This window comes from Halomonas sp. SpR8, from assembly GCF_031010195.1.
In the GTDB taxonomy this organism is placed as follows: domain Bacteria; phylum Pseudomonadota; class Gammaproteobacteria; order Pseudomonadales; family Halomonadaceae; genus Vreelandella.
On sequence record NZ_JAUAMC010000005.1, the window covers coordinates 199,913 to 221,775 of the forward strand.

General features: G+C 55.1%; 17 protein-coding genes and 4 tRNA genes. 5 read left to right on the forward strand and 16 right to left on the reverse strand.

Translation table 11 applies throughout. The features are described 5' to 3' along the window. Positions 1 to 181: 181 nt before the first annotated feature. The gene (locus QT230_RS20865; RefSeq protein ID WP_374694461.1) at positions 182 to 322 is read left to right on the forward strand and encodes a hypothetical protein; all 141 of its coding nucleotides are present in this window, start codon (positions 182 to 184) and stop codon (positions 320 to 322) included. Here QT230_RS20865 and rpsG read toward each other — a convergent pair. The 16 genes from rpsG to QT230_RS12130 form a co-directional block, all read right to left on the reverse strand. Beyond that, positions 255 to 725, reverse strand: a complete 471-nt coding sequence (gene rpsG, locus QT230_RS12055) for a 30S ribosomal protein S7 (protein ID WP_308322065.1) — start codon at positions 723 to 725, stop codon at positions 255 to 257. The genes QT230_RS20865 and rpsG overlap by 68 nt on opposite strands. A gap of 194 nt (positions 726 to 919) precedes the next feature. Further along, complete coding sequence (gene rpsL, locus QT230_RS12060) at positions 920 to 1,294, reverse strand: 30S ribosomal protein S12 (protein WP_308322066.1); 375 nt, start codon at positions 1,292 to 1,294, stop codon at positions 920 to 922. A gap of 200 nt (positions 1,295 to 1,494) precedes the next feature. Continuing rightward, on the reverse strand, positions 1,495 to 5,709 hold the full coding sequence (gene rpoC, locus QT230_RS12065; RefSeq protein ID WP_308322067.1) for a DNA-directed RNA polymerase subunit beta': 4,215 nt from the start codon (positions 5,707 to 5,709) through the stop codon (positions 1,495 to 1,497). Positions 5,710 to 5,719: 10 nt separating this feature from the next. Next, positions 5,720 to 9,796, reverse strand: coding sequence for a DNA-directed RNA polymerase subunit beta (rpoB, locus tag QT230_RS12070; RefSeq protein WP_308322068.1), 4,077 nt, complete (start codon positions 9,794 to 9,796; stop codon positions 5,720 to 5,722). A 340-nt stretch (positions 9,797 to 10,136) separates the two neighbouring features. Then, entirely contained in the window at positions 10,137 to 10,508 is a 372-nt protein-coding gene (rplL, locus tag QT230_RS12075; protein ID WP_308322069.1) for a 50S ribosomal protein L7/L12, read from the reverse strand. Between the two features lie 126 nt (positions 10,509 to 10,634). Continuing rightward, positions 10,635 to 11,141: a 50S ribosomal protein L10 gene (gene rplJ / locus QT230_RS12080; protein ID WP_113269841.1), complete on the reverse strand. Its 507-nt coding sequence runs from the start codon at positions 11,139 to 11,141 to the stop codon at positions 10,635 to 10,637. 338 nt (positions 11,142 to 11,479) lie between these two features. After that, positions 11,480 to 12,172 (reverse strand): 50S ribosomal protein L1, encoded by a 693-nt coding sequence (gene rplA, locus QT230_RS12085; protein WP_308322070.1) that lies wholly within the window; start codon positions 12,170 to 12,172, stop codon positions 11,480 to 11,482. A 2-nt stretch (positions 12,173 to 12,174) separates the two neighbouring features. After that, positions 12,175 to 12,606: a 50S ribosomal protein L11 gene (gene rplK, locus QT230_RS12090; RefSeq protein ID WP_308322071.1), complete on the reverse strand. Its 432-nt coding sequence runs from the start codon at positions 12,604 to 12,606 to the stop codon at positions 12,175 to 12,177. Positions 12,607 to 12,766: 160 nt separating this feature from the next. Further along, complete coding sequence (gene nusG / locus QT230_RS12095; RefSeq protein WP_308322072.1) at positions 12,767 to 13,300, reverse strand: transcription termination/antitermination protein NusG; 534 nt, start codon at positions 13,298 to 13,300, stop codon at positions 12,767 to 12,769. 8 nt (positions 13,301 to 13,308) lie between these two features. Further along, complete coding sequence (gene secE, locus QT230_RS12100; RefSeq protein WP_308322073.1) at positions 13,309 to 13,692, reverse strand: preprotein translocase subunit SecE; 384 nt, start codon at positions 13,690 to 13,692, stop codon at positions 13,309 to 13,311. A 72-nt stretch (positions 13,693 to 13,764) separates the two neighbouring features. Next, positions 13,765 to 13,840 (reverse strand) — tRNA-Trp (locus QT230_RS12105). A gap of 234 nt (positions 13,841 to 14,074) precedes the next feature. Further along, a tRNA-Thr gene (locus tag QT230_RS12110) sits at positions 14,075 to 14,149 on the reverse strand. Between the two features lie 13 nt (positions 14,150 to 14,162). Beyond that, positions 14,163 to 14,236 (reverse strand) — tRNA-Gly (locus QT230_RS12115). A 148-nt stretch (positions 14,237 to 14,384) separates the two neighbouring features. Beyond that, positions 14,385 to 14,468, reverse strand: a tRNA-Tyr gene (locus QT230_RS12120). 119 nt (positions 14,469 to 14,587) lie between these two features. Further along, positions 14,588 to 15,427: a type III pantothenate kinase gene (locus QT230_RS12125; RefSeq protein WP_308322074.1), complete on the reverse strand. Its 840-nt coding sequence runs from the start codon at positions 15,425 to 15,427 to the stop codon at positions 14,588 to 14,590. Further along, on the reverse strand, positions 15,424 to 16,419 hold the full coding sequence (locus tag QT230_RS12130; RefSeq protein ID WP_308322075.1) for a biotin--[acetyl-CoA-carboxylase] ligase: 996 nt from the start codon (positions 16,417 to 16,419) through the stop codon (positions 15,424 to 15,426). Before QT230_RS12130 ends, QT230_RS12125 begins: the two co-directional genes overlap by 4 nt. A gap of 234 nt (positions 16,420 to 16,653) precedes the next feature. On the opposite strand from QT230_RS12130, the gene typA reads away from it, so the two are divergent. The 4 genes from typA (at position 16,654) to QT230_RS12150 (ending at position 21,849) form a co-directional block, all read left to right on the forward strand. Further along, a complete protein-coding gene (gene typA, locus QT230_RS12135) occupies positions 16,654 to 18,504 on the forward strand; it encodes a translational GTPase TypA (RefSeq protein WP_308322076.1) in 1,851 nt (616 codons plus the stop codon). 284 nt (positions 18,505 to 18,788) lie between these two features. Further along, positions 18,789 to 20,234: a sodium-dependent transporter gene (locus QT230_RS12140; RefSeq protein WP_308322077.1), complete on the forward strand. Its 1,446-nt coding sequence runs from the start codon at positions 18,789 to 18,791 to the stop codon at positions 20,232 to 20,234. Between the two features lie 49 nt (positions 20,235 to 20,283). Continuing rightward, complete coding sequence (locus tag QT230_RS12145) at positions 20,284 to 21,054, forward strand: ABC transporter ATP-binding protein (protein WP_308322078.1); 771 nt, start codon at positions 20,284 to 20,286, stop codon at positions 21,052 to 21,054. Between the two features lie 75 nt (positions 21,055 to 21,129). Then, positions 21,130 to 21,849, forward strand: coding sequence for an ABC transporter ATP-binding protein (locus QT230_RS12150; RefSeq protein WP_308322079.1), 720 nt, complete (start codon positions 21,130 to 21,132; stop codon positions 21,847 to 21,849). The last annotated feature ends 14 nt before the right edge of the window (positions 21,850 to 21,863 follow it).

Sequence of the window (21,863 nt, forward strand, 5' to 3'; positions counted from 1 at the left end):
GGCGATGCTCGTTAATTTAGCGGCGTATGCAAGCGAGGCTTATGCGACCTCCGCCACCCATCAGGGTAGCGGCTAGGTATTGCAACTCATGTGTTGCAACGACGCGACTCAGCGAACACTTCACCCTGCTGAACAACGTGCATATAAAAGCCATAAGGTCGTACTTAAAAACGCCGGTTTCATGAACAGCGTTCCTGGAAACGCCGCTCTCAGAAACGCTGCCCTTAGAAACGCCGATCTTAGAAACGCCGATCTTAAAAACGATAGTGCGAGAAGGCCTTGTTGGCTTCCGCCATACGATGCACGTCTTCGCGCTTCTTAACAGCGGAGCCTTTACCTTCAGCAGCATCCACCATTTCGCCGGCCAGACGCTGCACCATGGTTTTCTCACCGCGACGACGCGCCGCGTCCACCAGCCAGCGCATGGCGAGCGCTTGACGGCGAGACGGACGTACTTCAACCGGAACCTGATAGGTCGCACCACCTACACGGCGCGACTTCACTTCGACCATTGGCTGGATGGCTTCCAGCGCTTTGTCGAAGATCTCCAGCGGATCTTCTTTACTACGCTCGGCAACCTTGTCCAACGCACCGTAGACGATACGCTCAGCTATGGACTTCTTGCCGCTGACCATCAGGTGGTTCATGAACTTCGCCAGACGCTCACTTCCGAACTTAGGATCCGGCAGAATCTCGCGTTTAGCTACTACTCTTCTTCTAGGCATGATAAGCCCTCAATTAAGGATCTTTCAGGTAAACCCGGAACTCATGCAACCTGTGTACGATCTTCAAATACCACAAGCGCTGCCCGACCTTACTCTTATCAGACCGTCAAATTCGTGATAATCGTTACTCAGCAAGCCCAACACGCAGTTCTTGCTGTATAGCTTCCCAGCACCTTGGAACTGTTAAACAGATCTTAGGACTTAGGACGCTTAGTACCGTATTTAGAACGACCCTGACGACGATTTTGAACGCCGGAGGTGTCAAGGGCGCCACGAACAGTGTGATAACGCACACCTGGCAAATCCTTTACACGTCCGCCGCGAATCAAAACGACCGAGTGTTCTTGAAGGTTGTGACCTTCACCACCGATATAAGAAGACACTTCAAAGCCGTTGGTCAGGCGTACACGGCAAACCTTACGCAGGGCCGAGTTAGGCTTCTTCGGTGTGGTGGTGTAAACGCGCGTACATACGCCACGTCTTTGCGGACAAGCCTGCAGCGCTGGCACATCACTTTTAGTGACGGGGCGCTTGCGTGGCTTGCGCACTAGCTGATTAATCGTTGCCATGGTGTTTAGCTGACTCCAATGGTTGCCTTAGCCTTTAACAAATACATGCAGCGGGTGCGGGCGCACCCACCCCACTGTTAAAGGCTGCGCATTCTAAAGGCTGACCCTAGGGTACGTCAAGCCTTGCCGGCGGTTTAACCGGCAAGGCTCACCGTCTTTCAGGTCAGCTATTCGTGTACTAACTATTATTCAGTGCCAGTTTACAGCTCGTCATCTGTATCCAGAGCGGTCAACTGGGCACCTAGCTCCTGCTCAACCTCGGTAGCCGAGGGATTGAACAGTTGCTCAACATCTTCGCGCTTGCGACGACGCTCTGCGTGGTGAGTCAAACCGGTACCTGCCGGAATCAGACGACCCACTACCACATTCTCTTTCAGGCCACGCAAGTAATCACGCTTGCCGGTCACCGCTGCTTCGGTCAGTACGCGCGTTGTCTCCTGGAAGGAGGCTGCGGAAATGAACGATTCGGTGGCCAGACTAGCCTTGGTAATACCCAGCAGCATACGCTGGTAATTGGCTGGGAATTTCTTCTCTTTCTCAAGACGATCATTCTGCTCCAGCACGCGCACCAGCTCTGCTTGGTCGCCGGTAATGAAGTCAGAATCACCCGAATCGGTAATCTCTACCTTGCGCAGCATCTGACGCACAATCACTTCGATGTGCTTATCGTTAATGCCAACGCCCTGCAGACGATAAACGTCTTGCACTTCGGCAGTGATGTACTTAGCAAGCTCCTCAACACCCAATAACCGCAGGATATCGTGAGGATTGCTGGGGCCGTCGGAAATCACTTCGCCTTTCTCGACGGTTTCGCCTTCGAATACAGCAATTTGACGCCACTTCGGGATCAAGGCTTCAAACGGATCGCCTGATTCCGGGGTAATCATCAGACGACGCTTGCCTTTGGTCTCTTTACCGAAGCTGACCACACCGCTGATCTCGGCCAGGATAGAGGACTCTTTCGGCTTACGCGCTTCGAACAAGTCAGCTACCCGCGGCAGACCACCGGTGATGTCTTTGTTCGCCGACGCCTCTACCGGGATACGGGCAACCACTTCACCCACACCGATGGTCGCACCATCATCAACCGAAATAATCGAGTTGCCTGGCAGCAAGTACTGCACAGGCGTGTTAGAGCCGGAGACAGAAACGTATTCGCCAACACTGTCTTGCAGCATAACCATGGGGCGCTTGTCACGGCCAGCCATCGGACGCGCTGCTGACTCGATAACTTCAATAGAGGAGAGGCCGGTCATCTCATCGACGCTACGGTGCATGGTGACACCCTCGTCGAGGTCGATAAACTGCGCTTTACCCTCTACTTCAGCCACGATCGGGTGAGTGTGCGGATCCCACTTGGCCACCGTCGCGCCGGCATCAACGACATCGCCATCACGGACGGAGAGCTCAGCACCGTAAGGCAGCTTGTAGTACTCACGTTCACGGCCATGATCGTCAGCGACGGCCAAAGCACTCGAACGAGAGACCACCACCAGCTTACCGTCGCCACGCTCAACGTGTTTGATGTTGTGCAGACGAACTTTACCGCCGTGCTTGACCTGTACACTATCCACTGCCGAGGAACGCGATGCCGCGCCACCGATGTGGAAGGTACGCATGGTGAGCTGGGTACCCGGCTCACCGATCGACTGTGCGGCGATGACGCCGACCGCTTCACCGATATTGACCTGATGGCCACGGGCCAAATCGCGGCCGTAACAAGAGGCACACACGCCGTGCGGGGTCTCACAGGTGATCGTCGAGCGCACTATGATCTCGTCAACACCCATGGTGTCGAGCTCGGCACACCACTTCTCATCGAGCAAGGTACCTTTAGCGATTAACACTTCACCGCTGCCAGGATGCACGACATCCTGAGCGACCACTCGGCCCAGCACGCGCTGGGAGAGCGGTACAATAATGTCGCCGCCCTCGATGATCGGATGAAGCGTCAAGCCGTTTTCAGTGCCACAGTCGACTTCGGTGATAACCAAGTCCTGCGCCACGTCGACCAGGCGACGGGTCAGGTAACCGGAGTTGGCGGTTTTCAATGCCGTATCCGCAAGCCCTTTACGCGCACCATGGGTCGAGATGAAGTACTGCAGTACGTTCAGGCCTTCACGGAAGTTGGCGACGATCGGCGTTTCGATGATCGAGCCATCCGGCTTGGCCATCAAACCACGCATACCCGCCAGCTGACGGATCTGGGCAGCAGAACCACGCGCACCGGAGTCGGCCATGATAAAGACGCTGTTAAACGAGTCCTGCTCAACTTCGTTTCCATCACGATCGACGACGGTCTCTTTCGAGATACCGACCATCATCGCTTTGGCGACTTTATCGTTGGCCTTGGACCAGATATCGATAACCTTGTTGTACTTCTCACCTGCTGTTACCAGGCCAGAGGAGAACTGGTCTTCGATCTCTTTAACTTCGGCTTCTGCCGCGTCAACGATCTCGGTTTTAGCTTCCGGGATAACGAAGTCGTTAACACCGATAGAGGCGCCGGACCAGGTCGCCAGACGGAAACCGGTATACATCAGTTGGTCAGCGAAGATGACGGTCGGCTTGAGGCCGGCACGACGATAGACTTCGTTGATCAGACTGGAGATCGCCTTCTTCTTCATCGGCTGATCGATCAGCTCGAAGGGCACGCCTTCAGGCAGGATACGGAACAGCAATGCACGGCCGACAGTGGTCTCGTAAATACGGCGGTGGAAGCTACGCTCACCGTTCTCTTCTTGAATATCCGTTTCGTCCAGGCGTACTTTCACGCGGGCGTGTAACGATACTGACTGAGTGCCAAACGCGCGCTCTACCTCATTGAGGTCGGAGAACACCATGCCTTCGCCTTTGGCGTTGATCTTTTCACGGGTCATGTAGTAAAGACCCAGAACAACGTCTTGCGACGGCACGATGATCGGCTCGCCGTTAGCGGGCGACAGCACGTTATTGGTGGCCATCATCAACGCACGCGCTTCAAGCTGGGCTTCCAGGGTTAGCGGTACGTGTACCGCCATCTGGTCACCGTCAAAGTCGGCGTTGTAGGCGGCACAGACCAGCGGGTGCAGCTGAATCGCTTTACCTTCAATCAACAGCGGCTCAAACGCCTGGATGCCCAGACGGTGAAGCGTCGGTGCGCGGTTAAGCAGTACCGGGTGCTCGCGGATGACATCGGCCAGGATGTCCCACACTTCCGGCAGCTCGCGCTCGACCATCTTCTTGGCGGCTTTAATCGTTGAGGCGTAGCCCAAGGATTGCAGCTTGGAGTAGATAAACGGCTTGAACAGCTCAAGGGCCATTTTCTTGGGCAGGCCGCACTGGTGCAAACGCAGCGTCGGCCCGACGGTAATCACCGAGCGGCCCGAGTAGTCGACGCGCTTACCCAGCAGGTTCTGACGAAAACGACCCTGCTTACCTTTGATCATGTCGGCAAGCGATTTCAGCGGGCGCTTATTGGAGCCCGTGATCGCACGGCCACGACGACCGTTATCCAACAGCGCATCGACCGCTTCCTGGAGCATGCGCTTCTCGTTGCGCACGATAATATCCGGCGCATTGAGATCAAGCAGACGCTTGAGGCGGTTGTTACGGTTGATCACACGACGGTAAAGATCGTTGAGATCAGAGGTCGCGAAGCGGCCACCGTCGAGCGGTACCAGCGGACGCAGGTCCGGCGGCAGCACAGGCAGCACTTCCATGACCATCCACGCCGGCGCATTGCCAGAGTGATAGAAGGCTTCCAGTAGCTTAAGGCGCTTAGACAGCTTCTTGATCTTGGTTTCCGAGTTGGTCTGCGGAATCTCTTCGCGCAGATGATTAATCTCTTCTTCCAGATCGATGTCTTTGAGCAGTTCCTGAACGGCTTCGGCACCCATGCGGGCATCAAAGTCGTCACCGAACTCTTCCAGCGCTTCGAAATACTGCTCGTCGTTCAACAGCTGACCACGCTCAAGGGTGGTCATGCCGGGGTCGATAACGACGAAGCTTTCAAAATAGAGCACGCGCTCGATATCACGCAGGGTCATATCGAGGAACATACCGATACGCGAAGGCAGTGACTTCAAAAACCAAATGTGCGCCACCGGCGAGGCGAGCTCAATGTGCCCCATGCGCTCACGGCGCACGGCGGCCTTGGTGACTTCAACGCCACACTTTTCACAGATAATACCGCGGTGCTTCATGCGCTTATACTTGCCGCACAGGCACTCGTAATCCTTTACCGGGCCAAAAATTTTGGCGCAGAACAGACCGTCCCGCTCCGGTTTAAAGGTACGGTAGTTAATGGTCTCAGGCTTCTTCACCTCGCCAAACGACCAGGAGCGAATCATGTCCGGCGACGCAAGGGTAATCTTGATCGCGTCAAACTCTTCGGACTGAGACTGCGATTTGAGTACTTTCACCAAATCTTTCATATGACGGCTCCTAGCTCTCTAACTCGATATCGATGCCCAGCGAGCGGATTTCCTTCACGAGTACGTTGAAGGATTCCGGCATGCCTGCCTGCATGGTGTGGTCGCCATCCACGATGTTTTTATACATCTTGGTGCGGCCTTCGACGTCGTCCGACTTGACGGTGAGCATCTCTTGTAGTGTGTAAGCGGCGCCGTATGCTTCCAACGCCCACACCTCCATCTCACCGAAGCGCTGACCACCGAATTGCGCCTTACCACCCAAGGGCTGCTGGGTAACCAGCGAGTAAGAACCGGTAGAACGCGCGTGCATCTTGTCGTCTACCAAGTGGTTGAGCTTCAGCATGTACATGTAACCAACGGTGACCGGACGGTCAAAAGCGTCACCGGTGCGGCCATCGAATAGCGCCATCTGACCCGACTCGGGAATGTCCGCCAGCTTCAGCAGGTGTTTGATTTCGTGCTCTTTGGCACCATCGAACACCGGTGTCGCCATCGGCACACCGCCTTTGAGATTCTTCGCCAGAGCGATGACTTCGTCATCGGTCAGGGAGTCAATATCTTCAACGCGGGTGCCTTGAGTGTTGTAGACCTGGCCCAGGAAATCGCGAATTTCAGCGACTTGCTGGCCACGTGCATCGCGCAACATGGCTTCGATCTTGACGCCCAAACCGCGCGCGGCCATGCCCAAGTGGGTTTCCAGAATCTGACCAACGTTCATCCGTGACGGTACGCCCAATGGGTTTAGCACCACGTCGACCGACTCGCCCTTCTCATCAAACGGCATATCTTCGATCGGCATAATCGCCGAGATAACACCTTTGTTACCGTGACGACCAGCCATCTTATCGCCCGGCTGAATGCGCCGCTTAACGGCCATATAGACCTTGACGATCTTCAGCACGCCCGGCGCGAGATCGTCGCCCTGGGTCAGCTTGCGTTTCTTATCTTCGAAACGCTCGTCCATCTCTTTACGACGGTTTTCAAGCTGTTCGTCGGCCTGGGCCAACAGCTCATTAAACGACTCATCTTGCATGCGCAGCTTGAACCATTGCTGACGCGGCAGCTCATCTAGGTACGCTTCGTCGAGCACATCGCCTTTCTTGAGGTTAGGACCGCCGTTAACGGCCTGACCCTCAAGGGTACGCTTGAGGCGTTCAAACGTTGCCTCTTCAGCGATACGGTAGGTCTCTTGGAGATCCTTGCGAACCTCATCAAGCTGCGTGCGCTCAATAGACAGGGCGCGAGAGTCTTTCTCTACGCCGTCGCGAGTAAACACCTGAACGTCGATGACCGTACCGATCATGCCGGTGGGGGCACGCAGCGAGGTGTCTTTAACGTCCGACGCTTTCTCACCGAAGATGGCACGTAGCAGCTTCTCTTCAGGCGTCAGCTGGGTTTCACCCTTCGGCGTTACTTTACCGACCAGAATATCACCCGGGCCAACTTCGGCACCGATGTAGACGACACCCGCTTCATCCAGTTTGGAGAGCGCAGACTCGCCCACATTGGGGATGTCGGCGGTAATCTCTTCCGAACCCAACTTGGTGTCACGAGACACACAGGTCAGTTCCTGAATATGAATCGTGGTGAAACGGTCTTCTTGAACAACCCGCTCGGAAAGCAGGATGGAGTCCTCGAAGTTGTAACCGTTCCAGGGCATGAACGCGATGCGCATGTTCTGACCCAGTGCCAAATCGCCCATGTCGACCGACGGGCCGTCGGCGAGAATATCGCCACGCGCCACGCTATCGCCAGGACGCACGATGGGACGCTGGTTCATACAGGTGTTCTGGTTCGAACGGGTGTACTTGGTCAGGTTGTAGATATCAACCCCGGCTTCACCGCCGATGATTTCATCTTCATTGACCCGTACCACCACACGACGCGCGTCAACGGAGTCAATCACCCCGCCACGATTCGCCACCGCACAGACACCGGAGTCACGGGCAACAAAGCGCTCCATGCCGGTACCGACGAGCGGCTTATCGGCACGCAGGGTCGGCACCGCCTGACGCTGCATGTTGGAACCCATCAAGGCGCGGTTAGCGTCATCGTGCTCCAGGAACGGAATCAATGCTGCAGCAACCGATACCACCTGACGGGGCGAAACGTCCATCAGCGTCACTTGCTCAGGACGCATGAAGGTGGTCTCACCACGGTGGCGTACCTGAACCAGGTCATCGCTCAGCTTGTTGGATTCATCCACCGCCGCTGACGCCTGGGCGATAACAAAATCGCCCTCTTCGATCGCCGAGAGGTGCACAATGTCGTCGGTCAACTGACGATCCACCACTTTGCGGTACGGCGTTTCTAAGAAACCGTAGCTATTAGTGTGGCTGTAGGTCGCCAGCGAGTTAATCAGACCGATGTTCGGGCCTTCTGGCGTTTCGATCGGGCAAAGGCGCCCGTAGTGCGTGGCGTGAACGTCACGTACTTCGAAGCCTGCGCGCTCACGGGTCAAACCACCGGGGCCGAGTGCTGAGACACGACGCTTGTGGGTAACTTCCGAAAGCGGGTTGTTCTGATCCATAAACTGGGAAAGCTGGCTGGAACCGAAGAACTCTTTCACCGCCGCCGCAACTGGCTTGGCGTTGATCAAGTCTTGGGGCATCAGGCCTTCGCTTTCCGCCATGGAAAGACGCTCTTTCACCGCGCGCTCGACGCGCACTAGGCCAACGCGGAACTGGTTTTCAGCCATTTCGCCAACGCAGCGAATACGGCGGTTACCCAGGTGATCGATATCGTCAACATCACCGAAGCCGTTACGAATGCTGATCAGCTCGCGCAGCACATCCAGAATGTCCTTACGATCCAATACACCGGAGCCGGAGTCCGTTTCACGACGCAGGCGACGGTTGAACTTCATGCGACCAACGCCTGAGAGGTCGTAGCGATCTTCGCTGAAGAACAGGTTGTTAAACAGCGTCTCGGCCGACTCTTTAGTGGGCGGCTCACCGGGGCGCATCATGCGGTAAATCTCAACCAAGGCTTCAAGCGCGGAGTTGGTCGTATCCAGCTTTAAGGTATCGGAGATGAATGAGCCGCAGTCAAGATCGTTGGTGTACAGGGTTTCAATCAGCGCAATGCCGCCCTGAGCCATACGCTCAAGTACTTCTGGAGTAATCTCGGTGTTGCACGGGCAGATCAGCTCGCCTGTTTTGGAGTCGATCTGATCTTTTGCCAGCGTTTTGCCGAAGAGGTACTCCATCGGCACATCCAGACGCTCAAGGCCTGCTTTTTCAAGCTGGCGAATGTGCTTCTGGGTAATCCGGCGCCCCTCTTCAACAATCACATTACCTTCGCCATCCTTGATGTCGAAAGTCGCGGTCTCGCCGCGCAGACGCGACGGCACCAGCTCCACAGAGAAACCGGATTTCTCGATGTGGAAGACGCTGGTTTCAAAGAACTCGGCGAGGATCTCTTCGGTGCTCATCCCCAACGCACGCATCAGTATCGAGGCCGGCAATTTGCGGCGACGGTCAATACGCACAAAGACGTTGTCTTTGGGATCAAACTCGAAGTCGAGCCAGGAACCACGGTAAGGAATCACGCGTGCTGAATAGAGCAGCTTGCCTGACGAGTGGCTCTTGCCTTTATCGTGATCGAAGAACACACCGGGTGAGCGGTGGAGCTGGGAAACGATAACCCGCTCAGTACCGTTAATAACAAAGGTACCGTTTTCGGTCATCAGGGGGATTTCCCCCATGTAGACTTCCTGCTCTTTGATATCTTTGATTGCTTTGTTCGAGGAGTCGCGATCATAAATGATCAAGCGAACCTTGACGCGCAGCGGAGCGGAGTAAGTCACGCCACGCAGCTGGCACTCCTTAACATCGAACGCCGGCGTGCCGAAACGGTAGCTGACATACTCAAGCGCCGCATTACCGGAGAAGCTCTCAATTGGAAACACGGACTTAAACGCCGCGTGCAGACCAACTTCGTGACGCTCGTCGGGCGAACGATCTTGCTGGAGGAAGTCGTAATAGGAATCAAGCTGGATCGCCAGCAAGTAAGGCACATCCATTACTTGGGGCAGTTTGCCGAAATCCTTGCGGATGCGTTTTTTCTCAGTATATGAGTAAGCCATCTGTATTCCCCAGCTTGTTCACCATGGGTGACCGATGCGTGGTCATCTGCCCTGCGGGCGTGTCAGACACAAACAGCAAGCTCCTAAATCGGTAGCTCGCCGTCGAAAATCTAGTTCGATAACTCAGTCGTCGATAACTCAGTCGTCGGTAACACTGTATTCGATAACACAATCTGCAATAACGATCTTCTATAACGCTTTTAAGCTTCTATCGTCTCTGCTATTTACCAACCGCACTGCTGCGATTAAACATCAGTTACAACAGAAAAAGGCCGGCAGCGGGATATCCCGCCGCCAGCCGTGGAAGCTTACGCAGCGCGTAAAGCCGTCCGCACAAAAATTACTTGAGCTCGACGGTTGCGCCCGCTTCTTCCAGCTTAGCTTTAGCTGCTTCAGCGTCGTCCTTAGACAGACCTTCTTTGATGGTCGCCGGAGCGCCGTCAACAGCACCTTTAGCTTCTTTCAAGCCAAGGCCGGTGATCTCACGAACTGCTTTGATCACGTTAACTTTCTTGTCGCCAGCAGCAGTCAGAACTACGTCAAACTCAGTCTGCTCTTCAGCAGCGGCTTCGCCGCCGCCCGCAGGACCAGCCATAACAGCAGCCGCTGCAGATACGCCGAATTTCTCTTCCATTGCTTCGATCAGCTCGACAACTTCCATAACGGACATGTCGGCTACAGCATTGATGATATCGTCTTTAGACAGTGCCATTTTTCATTCCTAACTTTGCGGGAGTCTCGGTCGACCGAGGACTCAGGATTCATTGCTCGGTTCAGGCATCGCGCCGTTTATGATTTATACCGTCATACACGTCACGCCACCTGCAAGAAACGCTGCTTAGGCAGCTTCTGCTTCTTGCTTCTGGTCGCGCAGAGCGGCCAGAGTACGAACCAGCTTGCCAGCGGAGGCTTCTTTCATTACCGACATCAACTTAGCGATAGCCTCGTCGTGGGTCGGTAGGGTTGCCAGACGGTCGATGTCAGCAGCCGGAATCAGCTCACCTTCGTAGGCCAACGCTTTTACTTCGAAGTTCTTGTCCGCTTTAGCAAACTCTTTGAACAGACGAGCAGCAGCGCCCGGATGATCAGTAGAGAAGGCCAACAACGTAGGACCAACGAAGCTATCGTTCAAGCACTCCCACTGAGTGCCCTCGAGAGCGCGGCGAGCCAGCGTGTTACGTACAACACGCAGCTCTACACCATTCTCACGCGCCTGCTTACGCAGATCGGTCATTTTACCGACCGTGACGCCGCGAGAATCAGCAACTACGACGGAGAGTGCGCCCTTGGCCGCTTCACTGACCTCGGCAACAATCGCTTTCTTGCCTTCAAGTGCTAGTGGCACAGTGATCACTCCTTCGTGCCGGAACCCAGGAAGGTTCCGGTGGTTACCATCTCTTTCCGCGCCTTACTGTAAAATCAGTTGTTTTAACAGCAGTGCAAGACGGAAAGCCTTGGGATGGTGCTCACCAGAAAGCCGTTTAAGCTTTAACCAACTGGCGGCCACACCATCTGCGCAGGCGCTTATAGGGCAATTAAGCCGCGCTTGGGTATACGCAAAAATACGTACTCGTCAAACGCGGCACCTGCGGTCTTTGACGATGCCCCGGTGGTGAATATCAACCTAACGGGGGACCGCAAAGTTCTTGCTCGGTTCTTTCAAAAAAACCAACGATTACTCGCTTATACGAAAGCAGAGTGATCGATTGTTAGGCCCGGGCCCATAGTAGTAGACAGGGTCATTTTTTTGAAGTAAATGCCTTTAGACGAACTCGGCTTGAGGCGCTTCAGGTCAGCAACCAGTGCTTCCAGGTTGCCGTTAATCGCTGTAGCGTCAAAATCCACTTTACCCAGCGTAGTGTGGATAATGCCGTTTTTGTCGGTGCGGAAACGCACCTGACCCGCTTTAGCGTTTTTAACCGCAGTCGCCACATCAGGCGTTACGGTACCAACTTTCGGGTTAGGCATCAGGCCGCGCGGACCTAGAATTTGACCTAACTGACCAACAACGCGCATGGCGTCTGGCGAAGCGATAACGACGTCAAAATCCATAACGCCTTTTTTTACTTGCTCAGCCAAGTCGTCCATGCCCACGATGTCGGCGCCAGCTTCTTTAGCGGCATCGGCATTAGCACCCTGAGTAAAGACAGCAACGCGCACATCTTTACCAGTACCGTTAGGCATGACGGTAGCGCCACGCACAACTTGGTCGGATTTACGCGGGTCAACGCCCAGGTTGATAGCGACATCAACGGACTCTTTGAATTTAACAGTCGACAGCTCGGAGAGCAGTGCTACCGCTTCTTCAATAGAGTAGGCTTTGGTGGTATCTACTTTTTCGCGAATGATTTTCGCACGCTTAGACAGTTTAGCCATGATCAGAGACCCTCCACGTTTAGGCCCATGCTGCGAGCGCTACCAGCAATGGTGCGCACTGCGGCATCAAGATTGGCAGCCGTCAAGTCAGGCTCTTTGGTCTTGGCAATCTCTTCAAGCTGCTCACGAGTCACGGTGCCGACCTTCTTCTTGTTCGGCTCACCAGAACCGGACTTGATACCGGCGGCTTTTTTCAGCAGCACGGCAGCAGGTGCTGTTTTGGTGACAAACGTGAAGCCACGATCAGAGTAGACAGTGATCACGACTGGCGTTGGTAGACCCGGCTCAATTTCTTGAGTCGAGGCGTTAAACGCCTTACAGAATTCCATGATGTTCACGCCGTGCTGACCCAGTGCGGGGCCTACCGGCGGACTTGGATTGGCTTTACCTGCAGCAACCTGCAGTTTGATATAAGCCTGTACTTTCTTGGCCATCTTTAACACTCCAGTTGGGTAATAGCGCCCGAAGGCTCCCCGGTACCAGCGAAACAGCTGACTCGCCATTTCACACGAATTAAAACTTACCGCTTACCTACTATTCACTACTAACTATTTGCTACTAACTATTTACTACTAACTATTTACTACTCACCCGTTACTCTTTCTCAACCTGAGAAAACTCTAACTCAACAGGTGTAGAGCGCCCAAAAATCAGCACGCTGACGTGCAGGCGACTCTTTTCATAGTTAACTTCTTCAACAACGCCGTTGAAATCGGCAAACGGGCCGTCGACAACACGTACTGACTGACCCGGCTCAAACATCGTTTTGGGCCGCGGCTTATCGGTACCATCTTTGACACGCGCCAGAATAGCATCTGCTTCCCGCGAGGTAATGGCTGCCGGCTTCTCTTTCGTCCCACCAATAAAACCCATAACACGTGGCGTCTCATTGACAAGGTGCCATGTTTCATCAGCCATTTCCATCTCGACTAACACGTAGCCAGGATAAAATTTACGCTCACTCTTGCGGCGCTTGCCGTCACGCATTTCAACGACTTCTTCTGTCGGCACCAGAATCTCGCCGAAACGATCTTCCATACCATACATTTTCACACGCTCAATCAGTGAACGCATGACATGCTTTTCAAACCCAGAATAAGCGTGAACGACGTACCAACGTTTGGACATGAAAACTCCTAACCAATGACGCCGGACATCGCCCAGCCAAGAAGAGTATCGATCAACCACAGCATCAACCCCACCACCATAACAGCCACCAGCACAATGGCTGTGGTTTGAATGGTTTCGGCACGGGTCGGCCATACAACGCGCTGAATCTCTTTCTTGGCGCTTCTGGCAAGCTCTACTAAATCGCGACCCTTGGTAGTGGTTAGCGCGATCAAACCTGCAATCGCACACAACACCACTACACCGAGCACGCGGTAGAGCAGGCCAATATCGGCGAAATAGGTATTACCAACAACAGCAATGACAAGCAGCGCTACGACCGCCGCCCACTTGAGCCCGTCATGGCGCGTCTGTTGCACCTCGGCGCCATGTTTTACAGAACCAGGCTTCATAAAAACGAGACTCCTCAGGGTACGGCGAACGATAAAAGAATTTGGAAAAAGACATACCAACCTGGGGAAGGCTGGCAGGCCAGGAGGGAATCGAACCCCCAACCTGCGGTTTTGGAGACCGCTGCTCTGCCAATTGAGCTACTGGCCTGTATCGTCGTACTGACTTTCTATTTTTGCTACTACTTTCTTTACTACTACTTTCTTTGCTACCACTTTTGCTTTTACTTCTGTCGACAAGCGTTTTCAATCGCCTATACAACAGCGGGCGCCATGGTAGCGAAGAAACCCACCCCTGGCAACCCCTTCTTTACGCCTAGGCATTGCAATCCTCACCTAAACGCAGAGACAAAAAAAGCGAGCTTTGCTCGCTTGATCTGCAATATGGAGCTCATGGACGGAATTGAACCGTCGACCTCACCCTTACCAAGGGTGTGCTCTACCCCTGAGCTACATGAGCTAAACACATCAACTGGAGCGGGCGGCGGGAATCGAACCCGCACCATCAGCTTGGAAGGCTGAGGTTCTACCATTGAACTACGCCCGCAGAACCTGTCTTAGAATGACGATCCGCTGCGCGCCGCCTTATAACTTCAACTCACAAGAAACGATAAGTAGAAAAGCTATAAAGTGTAGACCATGCCCGCTACCGGCTTTTCATTCAGCAGCACCGACTCAATCGATGCTACTTAATTTGGTGGAGAGGGAAGGATTCGAACCTTCGAAGCTTTCGCGGCAGATTTACAGTCTGCTCCCTTTGGCCACTCGGGAACCTCTCCAACTGTGGCGGCACATTATGCCAGCCTTCAAAACAGTGTCAAGCGAGATATTTACTTAATTTATCGTAGCTTGCGATGCTAGCGCATCAAATGACTGCCTTGGAACGCGCTGCATTCTGTCAAAGCAGCATAGAGAAAGCAAGTCCTGCACGAATCTTTTCTAGCGCCACAGGCTCAGGCACCCGCGGCGCGCCCGACATTTTGCCCGCTCGCTCGGCGAGGGTCATCGGAAAGCACGCCTCCAAGCCACCGTAAACCATATCGGGCCATACCGCATGGGGAACCTGCACCCCCCTCGAGACAACCCGCGCATCGCCCCCGGTTAACAGCATCGGCAGCGCCACGCCCTCTTGGTCACATACTTCACTATAGATGCGATTAATGGCACTGACGGCCGCCATGTAGATACCGTGATTGACAGCATCAACGGTACGCCGACCAGGCTCCAAAAGCTCATCGGCTTCACTTTCAGGATCGATGGCCACATTGCGGGTGCCGAGCTTCAAGCTCTCTTTCATCAAGCGCAGGCCGGGAACAATAAAGCCACCCAGGTGGCTACCCCCCGGCAACACAAAGTCGATGGTAATCGCGCTGCCGCAATCCACCGCGCAGCAACCGCCCGCCAATTGATAGCCCGCCAGCGCCCCCATCCAGCGATCAACACCTAAACGCCCCGGCTCTTCGTAGCCGTTAACGACGCCTAGGGCCTCCTGGGTAGAGCGCGCCACGTACACATGACGCACCCGACGACGCAACAAGGCGACCGTCTCTTCCAGTACGGCCGCCCTGGCGACGCTGGATATACGCACCGCCTCAACCACATCAAGATCGGGAATATCGGCCCCGGGACGCCACTCCTCCCGGGTCCACACCGCTCCACGGGAACGTATCTCGCTACTTTCGGCGTCCTTGAGCCGCCACTTAGACAGGGTGTTGCCGATATCAAGATCCAGAATCATAAACGCCTGCGTACGCTAATCTCACCGCCAGCTAGGCGTCGCGAGTGACCATTTTCGGCAACCCACAGGTTGCCACTCTCATCCACATCCCCCGCGACGGCATCGCTGGTCTGCTGCCCCTGGATCACCCGAATAGGCAGCCCAGCATAGGCGTGACGTTGATTCCAAGCATCACGCCAAGCGCTAAAGCCATCCTGCTCAAAATTAGCCAGCATAGCCAATAGCCCTGCCACCTCCTCCGAGGCTAACTGGTTGCGTGAGACATTGGGCAGCCGCTCGAAAAGCGCTGCCACAGGCTGGTCGATGGCGGCTCGCTGCGCCTCGGGCAGCCAGAGATTCATGCCAATGCCGATGACTACCTCACAGGGGCCTGCCGCGTCCCCGGTGACTTCAATAAGAATGCCGGCCAGCTTGCCTAGCTCATCACCCGGCCGATCCCCCTGCTCAGAGAGCAGGATATCGTTAGGCCACTTAAGCTTAGGCATCACACCATGCTTTTCGAGCACCTGGGCAACGACAACGCCCGCCGCCAAACTCAAGCCTTCCAACACCGCGATACCCGACTCAAAGCGCCAGCCCACCGAGAGCATGAGGCTTTGCCCCCAGGGTGTCGACCAGACACGACCACGCCGTCCACGCCCCGCCGTCTGCAGCTCAACCAGGCACACTTCGCCATGCCCCGCACCCTGCTCAAAGCGTTGACGCAGATATTCGTTACTGGAGGGTAACTGATCTTCAACGAATAGCCGGGCAAGGTGATGACGCGCCGAGGCGGGCAACCGCTCGACGATCTTGGCCCCTTCCAGCGGCTCCAGCCGCCGCGCCAATCGGTAGCCACGCCCTTTTACGGCGACCAGCTCGACCCCGAGCGCTTCTAGTTTTTTTAACTGCTTCCACACCGCAGCACGAGAAATACCCAGCGTTTCACCTAGCTGCTCGCCAGAGTGAACCTCGCCATCGCTTAACAAACGCATCAGGTTGCCGATGGTCATGCTCCTGCCCCAATGGGAAAAGGGCTATTCTAGCGGATGGGGGAGCGCTCGGAAAACTTTCCTGGGGGCGACTAAGGTCGATATACGCGCCAGTAATATCAGCGACGCCTTTGACATGCTAGAATAGCCGTTGGACGCAAGCCCTGAGCCAAGATGGTCGGCAATTGCCAGCCCTTGCGACCCGCATTTTCCGACCCGTGGACAAACGGGTGTTCACAAGAGTTCTCTCTCAGCATGCAAAACCAGCAAAACTCCAGCGCGGTTAATAACCTGCGCAACGTAGCGATCATTGCCCACGTTGACCATGGTAAAACCACACTGGTCGACAAACTCCTGAGCCAGTCCGGCACCCTTGACCGTAAAGCAGAAGGTCAAGAGCGCATCATGGACTCAAACGACCAGGAGAAAGAGCGTGGCATTACCATTTTGGCCAAGAATACGGCCATTCAATGGCAAGACAGCCAAGGTAACGGCTACCACATCAACATCGTGGATACGCCTGGGCACGCCGATTTCGGCGGTGAAGTTGAGCGCGTCATGTCGATGGTCGACTCGGTACTACTGTTAGTAGATGCCGTTGATGGCCCGATGCCGCAAACTCGCTTCGTGACTCAAAAAGCCTTCGCCCAGGGTCTAAAGCCGATTGTGGTCGTCAACAAAATTGACCGTCCCGGCGCACGCCCTGACTGGGTTATCGACCAGATTTTTGATCTGTTCGACAACCTGGGCGCGTCTGATGAACAGCTCGATTTCCCGATCATCTACTGCTCTGCCCTAAACGGCATTGCCGGTATGGATCCAGAAGAGCTGGCAGATAACATGGATCCCATGTTCCAGGCCATCGTCGATATCGTTGACCCGCCCCAGGTTGAGCTCAACGGCCCCTTCCAGATGCAGATCTCCGCACTGGACTACAACAGCTACGTCGGGGTTATCGGCCTGGGTCGCATCAAGCGCGGCGCGGTGAAACCGAACCAGCAAGTATCGATCATCGGCGTTGACGGCAATGTGCGTAAGGGCAAAATCGGCCAGGTCATGACCCATATGGGTCTTGAGCGCGTGCAGACCACCGAAGCCACCGCGGGCGATATCGTCTGTGTCACCGGCATCGACGATCTGGCGATTTCCGATACGTTATGCGACCCGGTCAAGGTCGAAGCATTGCCGCCTCTGTCCGTTGACGAACCGACTGTTTCAATGACCTTCCAGGTCAACGATTCGCCGTTCGCCGGTAAAGATGGCAAGTTTGTGACCAGCCGTAATATCAAGGACCGCCTTGATCAAGAGCTGATTCACAACGTGGCACTGCGCGTTGAACAGGGTGAAACCCCCGAGAAGTTCAAGGTGTCTGGCCGTGGCGAACTGCACCTCTCGGTGCTGATCGAGACCATGCGTCGTGAAGGCTTTGAGCTAGCCGTAGGTCGTCCGGAAGTTATCATCAAAGAGATCGACGGTGAGAAGCAGGAGCCCTACGAAGAAGTCATCATCGACTGTGAAGAGCAGCACCAGGGCTCGATCATGGAAGAGCTGGGCTACCGTAAAGGCGAGATGACTAACATGCTGCCGGACGGTAAAGGCCGGGTTCGCCTGGACTTCATCATTCCTGCCCGTGGCTTGATCGGTTTCCGTGGTCAGTTTTTGACCCTGACTTCTGGCACCGGCATCCTGACAAGCCGTTTTGATCACTACGGCCCGCTGAAGCCTGACGCCTCCATTGAGCGTCGCAACGGCGTACTGGTTTCAATGGTTGACGGTAAAGCCCTTGCCTATGCGCTGTATGCGCTGCAAGAGCGCGGCAAGCTGATTATCGATCACGCCACGGAAGTTTACGAAGGCATGCTGATCGGTATCAACAACCGCGCCAATGACATGGTGGTTAACCCCACTAAAGGCAAGAAGCTCGACAACATGCGCTCCACCGGTAACGATGAGAACATCGTCTTAACCCCGCCGATTAAGTTCTCTCTGGAGCAGGCCATCGAGTTCCTCGACTCTGACGAGCTCGTCGAAGTGACGCCAGCGCATATCCGTCTGCGCAAAAAGCTGCTGAAAGAGACCGAGCGTAAGCGTTTCAGCAAGAAGTAAACCGCTCCAAGCAGTTAGCTGTCTGAAAACCCGCGCAAGCGGGTTTTTTTATGCCCTCCCGCTTCTGCGCTAACAGCAGCCTTCTGCGTTCATCCCTCTGCCATGATCTTTGCCAAGATAGCTCCCTAAACGCAGCCTAAACGCTAATACGCTGGAAAGGAGTCGCGTTCTATCGCACAGTAACGCTAACTTCAGCGCGTCCAGAGCACGCTGACATCGCTATATTCATACAGGTGTTTGGATACCACCCCCATTCTGACACCCCAATACGGGCACTCTTACCCATGAGCGGTCATAACGTATGGACGCATAAAGGCACTTTTCTTCTCGCTGCGGTTGGCTCAGCCGTTGGTCTGGGTAACCTTTGGCGCTTCCCCTACCTCACCGGTGAAAACGGCGGCGGTGCCTTTATACTGGTCTACGCACTGACGATCTTTGCCGTCGGCATCCCGATCCTGATTGCCGAGATCATGCTGGGGCGCACCAGTCGCCAGAGCCCGATTATGGGTATGCGCCACCTGACCAAAACCCATGGCACCTCACGGGCTTGGGAAACCATCGGCTGGCTGGGCGCCGCCTCGGCGTTTTTGATTTTAAGCTTCTACTCGGTGATCGCCGGCTGGGCGATTCACTACACCTGGCTAATGCTGACCGGCTCGCTGGTGGGCGCCGATGCACAGACCATTAGCACCGGCTTTGACGCTCTGCTGGCATCCCCCGCTCTGATGACGCTCTATCACACCCTTTTCATTGCCGCGTCCGCGCTAATAGTCGGCATGGGTATTCACAAAGGCATCGAGTCGGGCCTGCGCATTATGATGCCCGCGCTGTTTGTGATCCTGCTGGTGGTGCTGGCCTACGGCGTGATGAATGGCGATATAGGCGCCGCCGCCAGCTTCCTGTTTACCTTTAATATCGCCGACCTCAGCCTCGAAGGCTGGCTGCAGGCCATGGGCCAGTCATTCTTTACCCTTAGTCTGGGCATGGGGGCCATCATGGCTTACGGCGCCTATATGCCCAGCGATGTGTCGCTGACCCGCACGGCCTTTGCTGTGGCCATTGTCGATACCGCCGTTGCCATGGTGGCGGGGCTGGCCATTTTTGCACTGGTGTTTGGAGCGGGGTTGGAAACCGGGCAAGGGCCTGGGTTGATGTTTGTCACCCTGCCGCTGGCATTTGCCGAGATGCCGTTTGGCGCTTTGGTCGGCGGCGTGTTCTTTATCCTGGTGCTCGGCGCCGCAATCAGTTCCTCCATTTCGCTAATCGAGCCCGTTGCTGCTTACCTAGTGGAACGCTTTGATATGACCCGGCCACAGGCGGTCATGTTGATGGTCGTCGCTGCCTGGGCGATGGGCTTACTCACCGTGGTTAGCTTTAACATCTGGGCGGAGGGAACGATTTTCCACACCCTATTTGGACGCAGCGCCTTTGACTTTATCGAGCTCCTGACCAATATCTTTATGCCGGTGGGCGGCCTACTGATCGCCCTATTCGCAGGCTGGGCATTGACCCAGAACGAAGCGATGAAAGAGCTAGGCACTAACATCACCTGGTTTAAATTCTGGCGTTTTCTAGTACGCTTTGTGGCCCCCGCCGCCGTGGCCTTTGTATTTTTACGCACCATTCCGCTGGTAGAGGGCTACCTTATTCCCACCCTCGGCGCACTGCTCATTATCGGTGCCTTTGCCGCCAGCCAACGGTGGCTAAAAAAACCGCGACAAACAACTTAATAAATAGTGCGCAGGCGGCTTTTAGCCGCCTGTATCGCGTGGAGACACCATGACCCCTCTTATTGATGTACAGCGAATCAACAAAGCGTTCGGCGGCCTAAAGGTGATTAACGACTGCTCCATACAGGTGGAGAAGGGCTCCATTACCGGCATGATTGGCCCTAACGGCGCGGGTAAGTCCACTCTATTTAATCTGATTGCCGGTGCTTTAGCCCCGGATAGCGGTCGCGTGCTACTCGACGGTGAAGACATCACCTCGCTCAGCGCCGACCAGCGCTTTCATCGCGGGTTACTGCGCACCTTTCAGATCGCCCACGAGTTCAGCCAGATGAGCGCGTTGGAAAATCTGATGATGGTGCCGCCCAAGCAAGCCGGTGAAGACCTTTTCAGCGCCTGGTTAAAGCCCGGCAAGGTGCACCGGGAAGAGGCCGAGGTACGCCGCCGCGCCCTGGAGGTGATCGACTTTGTCGGCCTGCACCATGTGCGCAACGAGCTGGCAGGCAATTTGTCTGGGGGGCAAAAGAAACTACTGGAACTTGGCCGCACCATGATGACCGACGCCAAGGTAGTGCTTCTTGATGAGATCGCCGCCGGGGTTAACCGCACTCTACTGGGCGACTTGATCGGCAATATTGAGCGCCTCAACCGCGAGATGGGCTACACCTTCCTGGTCATTGAGCACGATATGGAGATGATTGCCCGTCTGTGCGACCCGGTGATCGTACTGGCCCAAGGCAGCGTCATGGTCGAGGGCCATATTGACGAGATTCAGAACAATCCTGAGGTCATTGAGGCCTACTTTGGTAACGATGCTGCTTAAGCGCGACATTTTCTCCCATTAGCCAATTACTATAATGATATCGCTGTAAAGCGACCTTGCTGAGACTCTTTGCTTATGTCATCAACCACCAGGCCATTAATCGAGGCACGGGATGTGCACGGCGGCTATGGCGGCATGAATATCCTTAACGGGGTAAACATGACGCTGGAAGCCGACGAGGTCGGGGTTATCGTCGGCCCTAACGGGGCGGGCAAATCCACCATGTTGAAAGCAATCTTCGGCCTGCTGCACGTCAATCAGGGCGACATACTGCTTAACGGCCAGCCGATCCAAAACTTGCCGCCTAACCAGCTGGTGCAGCGCGGCATGGGCTTTGTCCCCCAGGAAAAGAACGTTTTTCCCAGCCTTTCAGTGCAAGAGAACCTGGAGATGGGCGCGTTTTTAAAGCCGCAGAACGTTAAGCGCATGCTCACTCAGGTATATGAGTTTTTTCCACCGCTGTATGAGAAGCGCCGCCAGCCAGCGGGTGAGCTTTCCGGTGGACAGCGCCAGATGGTCGCCATGGGGCGCGCCTTGATGGCCGAGCCAAGCCTGCTACTGCTTGATGAGCCCACTGCGGGGCTTTCTCCGCTGTACATGAATGAAATCTTTGACCGCGTCAAACAGATCAACGCCGCTGGCGTGGGTATTTTGATGGTGGAACAGAACGCCAAGCAGGCGCTAGCGATCGCCGATAAAGGCTTTGTACTGGCCGCTGGCCAAAACCGCTTTACCGACACCGGGGCGGCATTACTTGCCGACCCCGATGTCGCCAAAAGCTTTTTGGGCGGCTAGCCCCAGGGAGATAG

Bases quoted from the DNA above. Each gene is read 5' to 3' on its own strand.
- QT230_RS20865 (WP_374694461.1), top strand. From the start codon at position 182: ATGAACAGCGTTCCTGGAAACGCCGCTCTCAGAAACGCTGCCCTTAGA.
- rpsG (WP_308322065.1), bottom strand. From the start codon at position 725: ATGCCTAGAAGAAGAGTAGTAGCTAAACGCGAGATTCTGCCGGATCCT.
- rpsL (WP_308322066.1), bottom strand. From the start codon at position 1,294: ATGGCAACGATTAATCAGCTAGTGCGCAAGCCACGCAAGCGCCCCGTC.
- rpoC (WP_308322067.1), bottom strand. From the start codon at position 5,709: ATGAAAGATTTGGTGAAAGTACTCAAATCGCAGTCTCAGTCCGAAGAG.
- rpoB (WP_308322068.1), bottom strand. From the start codon at position 9,796: ATGGCTTACTCATATACTGAGAAAAAACGCATCCGCAAGGATTTCGGC.
- rplL (WP_308322069.1), bottom strand. From the start codon at position 10,508: ATGGCACTGTCTAAAGACGATATCATCAATGCTGTAGCCGACATGTCC.
- rplA (WP_308322070.1), bottom strand. From the start codon at position 12,172: ATGGCTAAACTGTCTAAGCGTGCGAAAATCATTCGCGAAAAAGTAGAT.
- rplK (WP_308322071.1), bottom strand. From the start codon at position 12,606: ATGGCCAAGAAAGTACAGGCTTATATCAAACTGCAGGTTGCTGCAGGT.
- nusG (WP_308322072.1), bottom strand. From the start codon at position 13,300: ATGTCCAAACGTTGGTACGTCGTTCACGCTTATTCTGGGTTTGAAAAG.
- secE (WP_308322073.1), bottom strand. From the start codon at position 13,692: ATGAAGCCTGGTTCTGTAAAACATGGCGCCGAGGTGCAACAGACGCGC.
- QT230_RS12125 (WP_308322074.1), bottom strand. From the start codon at position 15,427: ATGATTCTGGATCTTGATATCGGCAACACCCTGTCTAAGTGGCGGCTC.
- QT230_RS12130 (WP_308322075.1), bottom strand. From the start codon at position 16,419: ATGACCATCGGCAACCTGATGCGTTTGTTAAGCGATGGCGAGGTTCAC.
- typA (WP_308322076.1), top strand. From the start codon at position 16,654: ATGCAAAACCAGCAAAACTCCAGCGCGGTTAATAACCTGCGCAACGTA.
- QT230_RS12140 (WP_308322077.1), top strand. From the start codon at position 18,789: ATGAGCGGTCATAACGTATGGACGCATAAAGGCACTTTTCTTCTCGCT.
- QT230_RS12145 (WP_308322078.1), top strand. From the start codon at position 20,284: ATGACCCCTCTTATTGATGTACAGCGAATCAACAAAGCGTTCGGCGGC.
- QT230_RS12150 (WP_308322079.1), top strand. From the start codon at position 21,130: ATGTCATCAACCACCAGGCCATTAATCGAGGCACGGGATGTGCACGGC.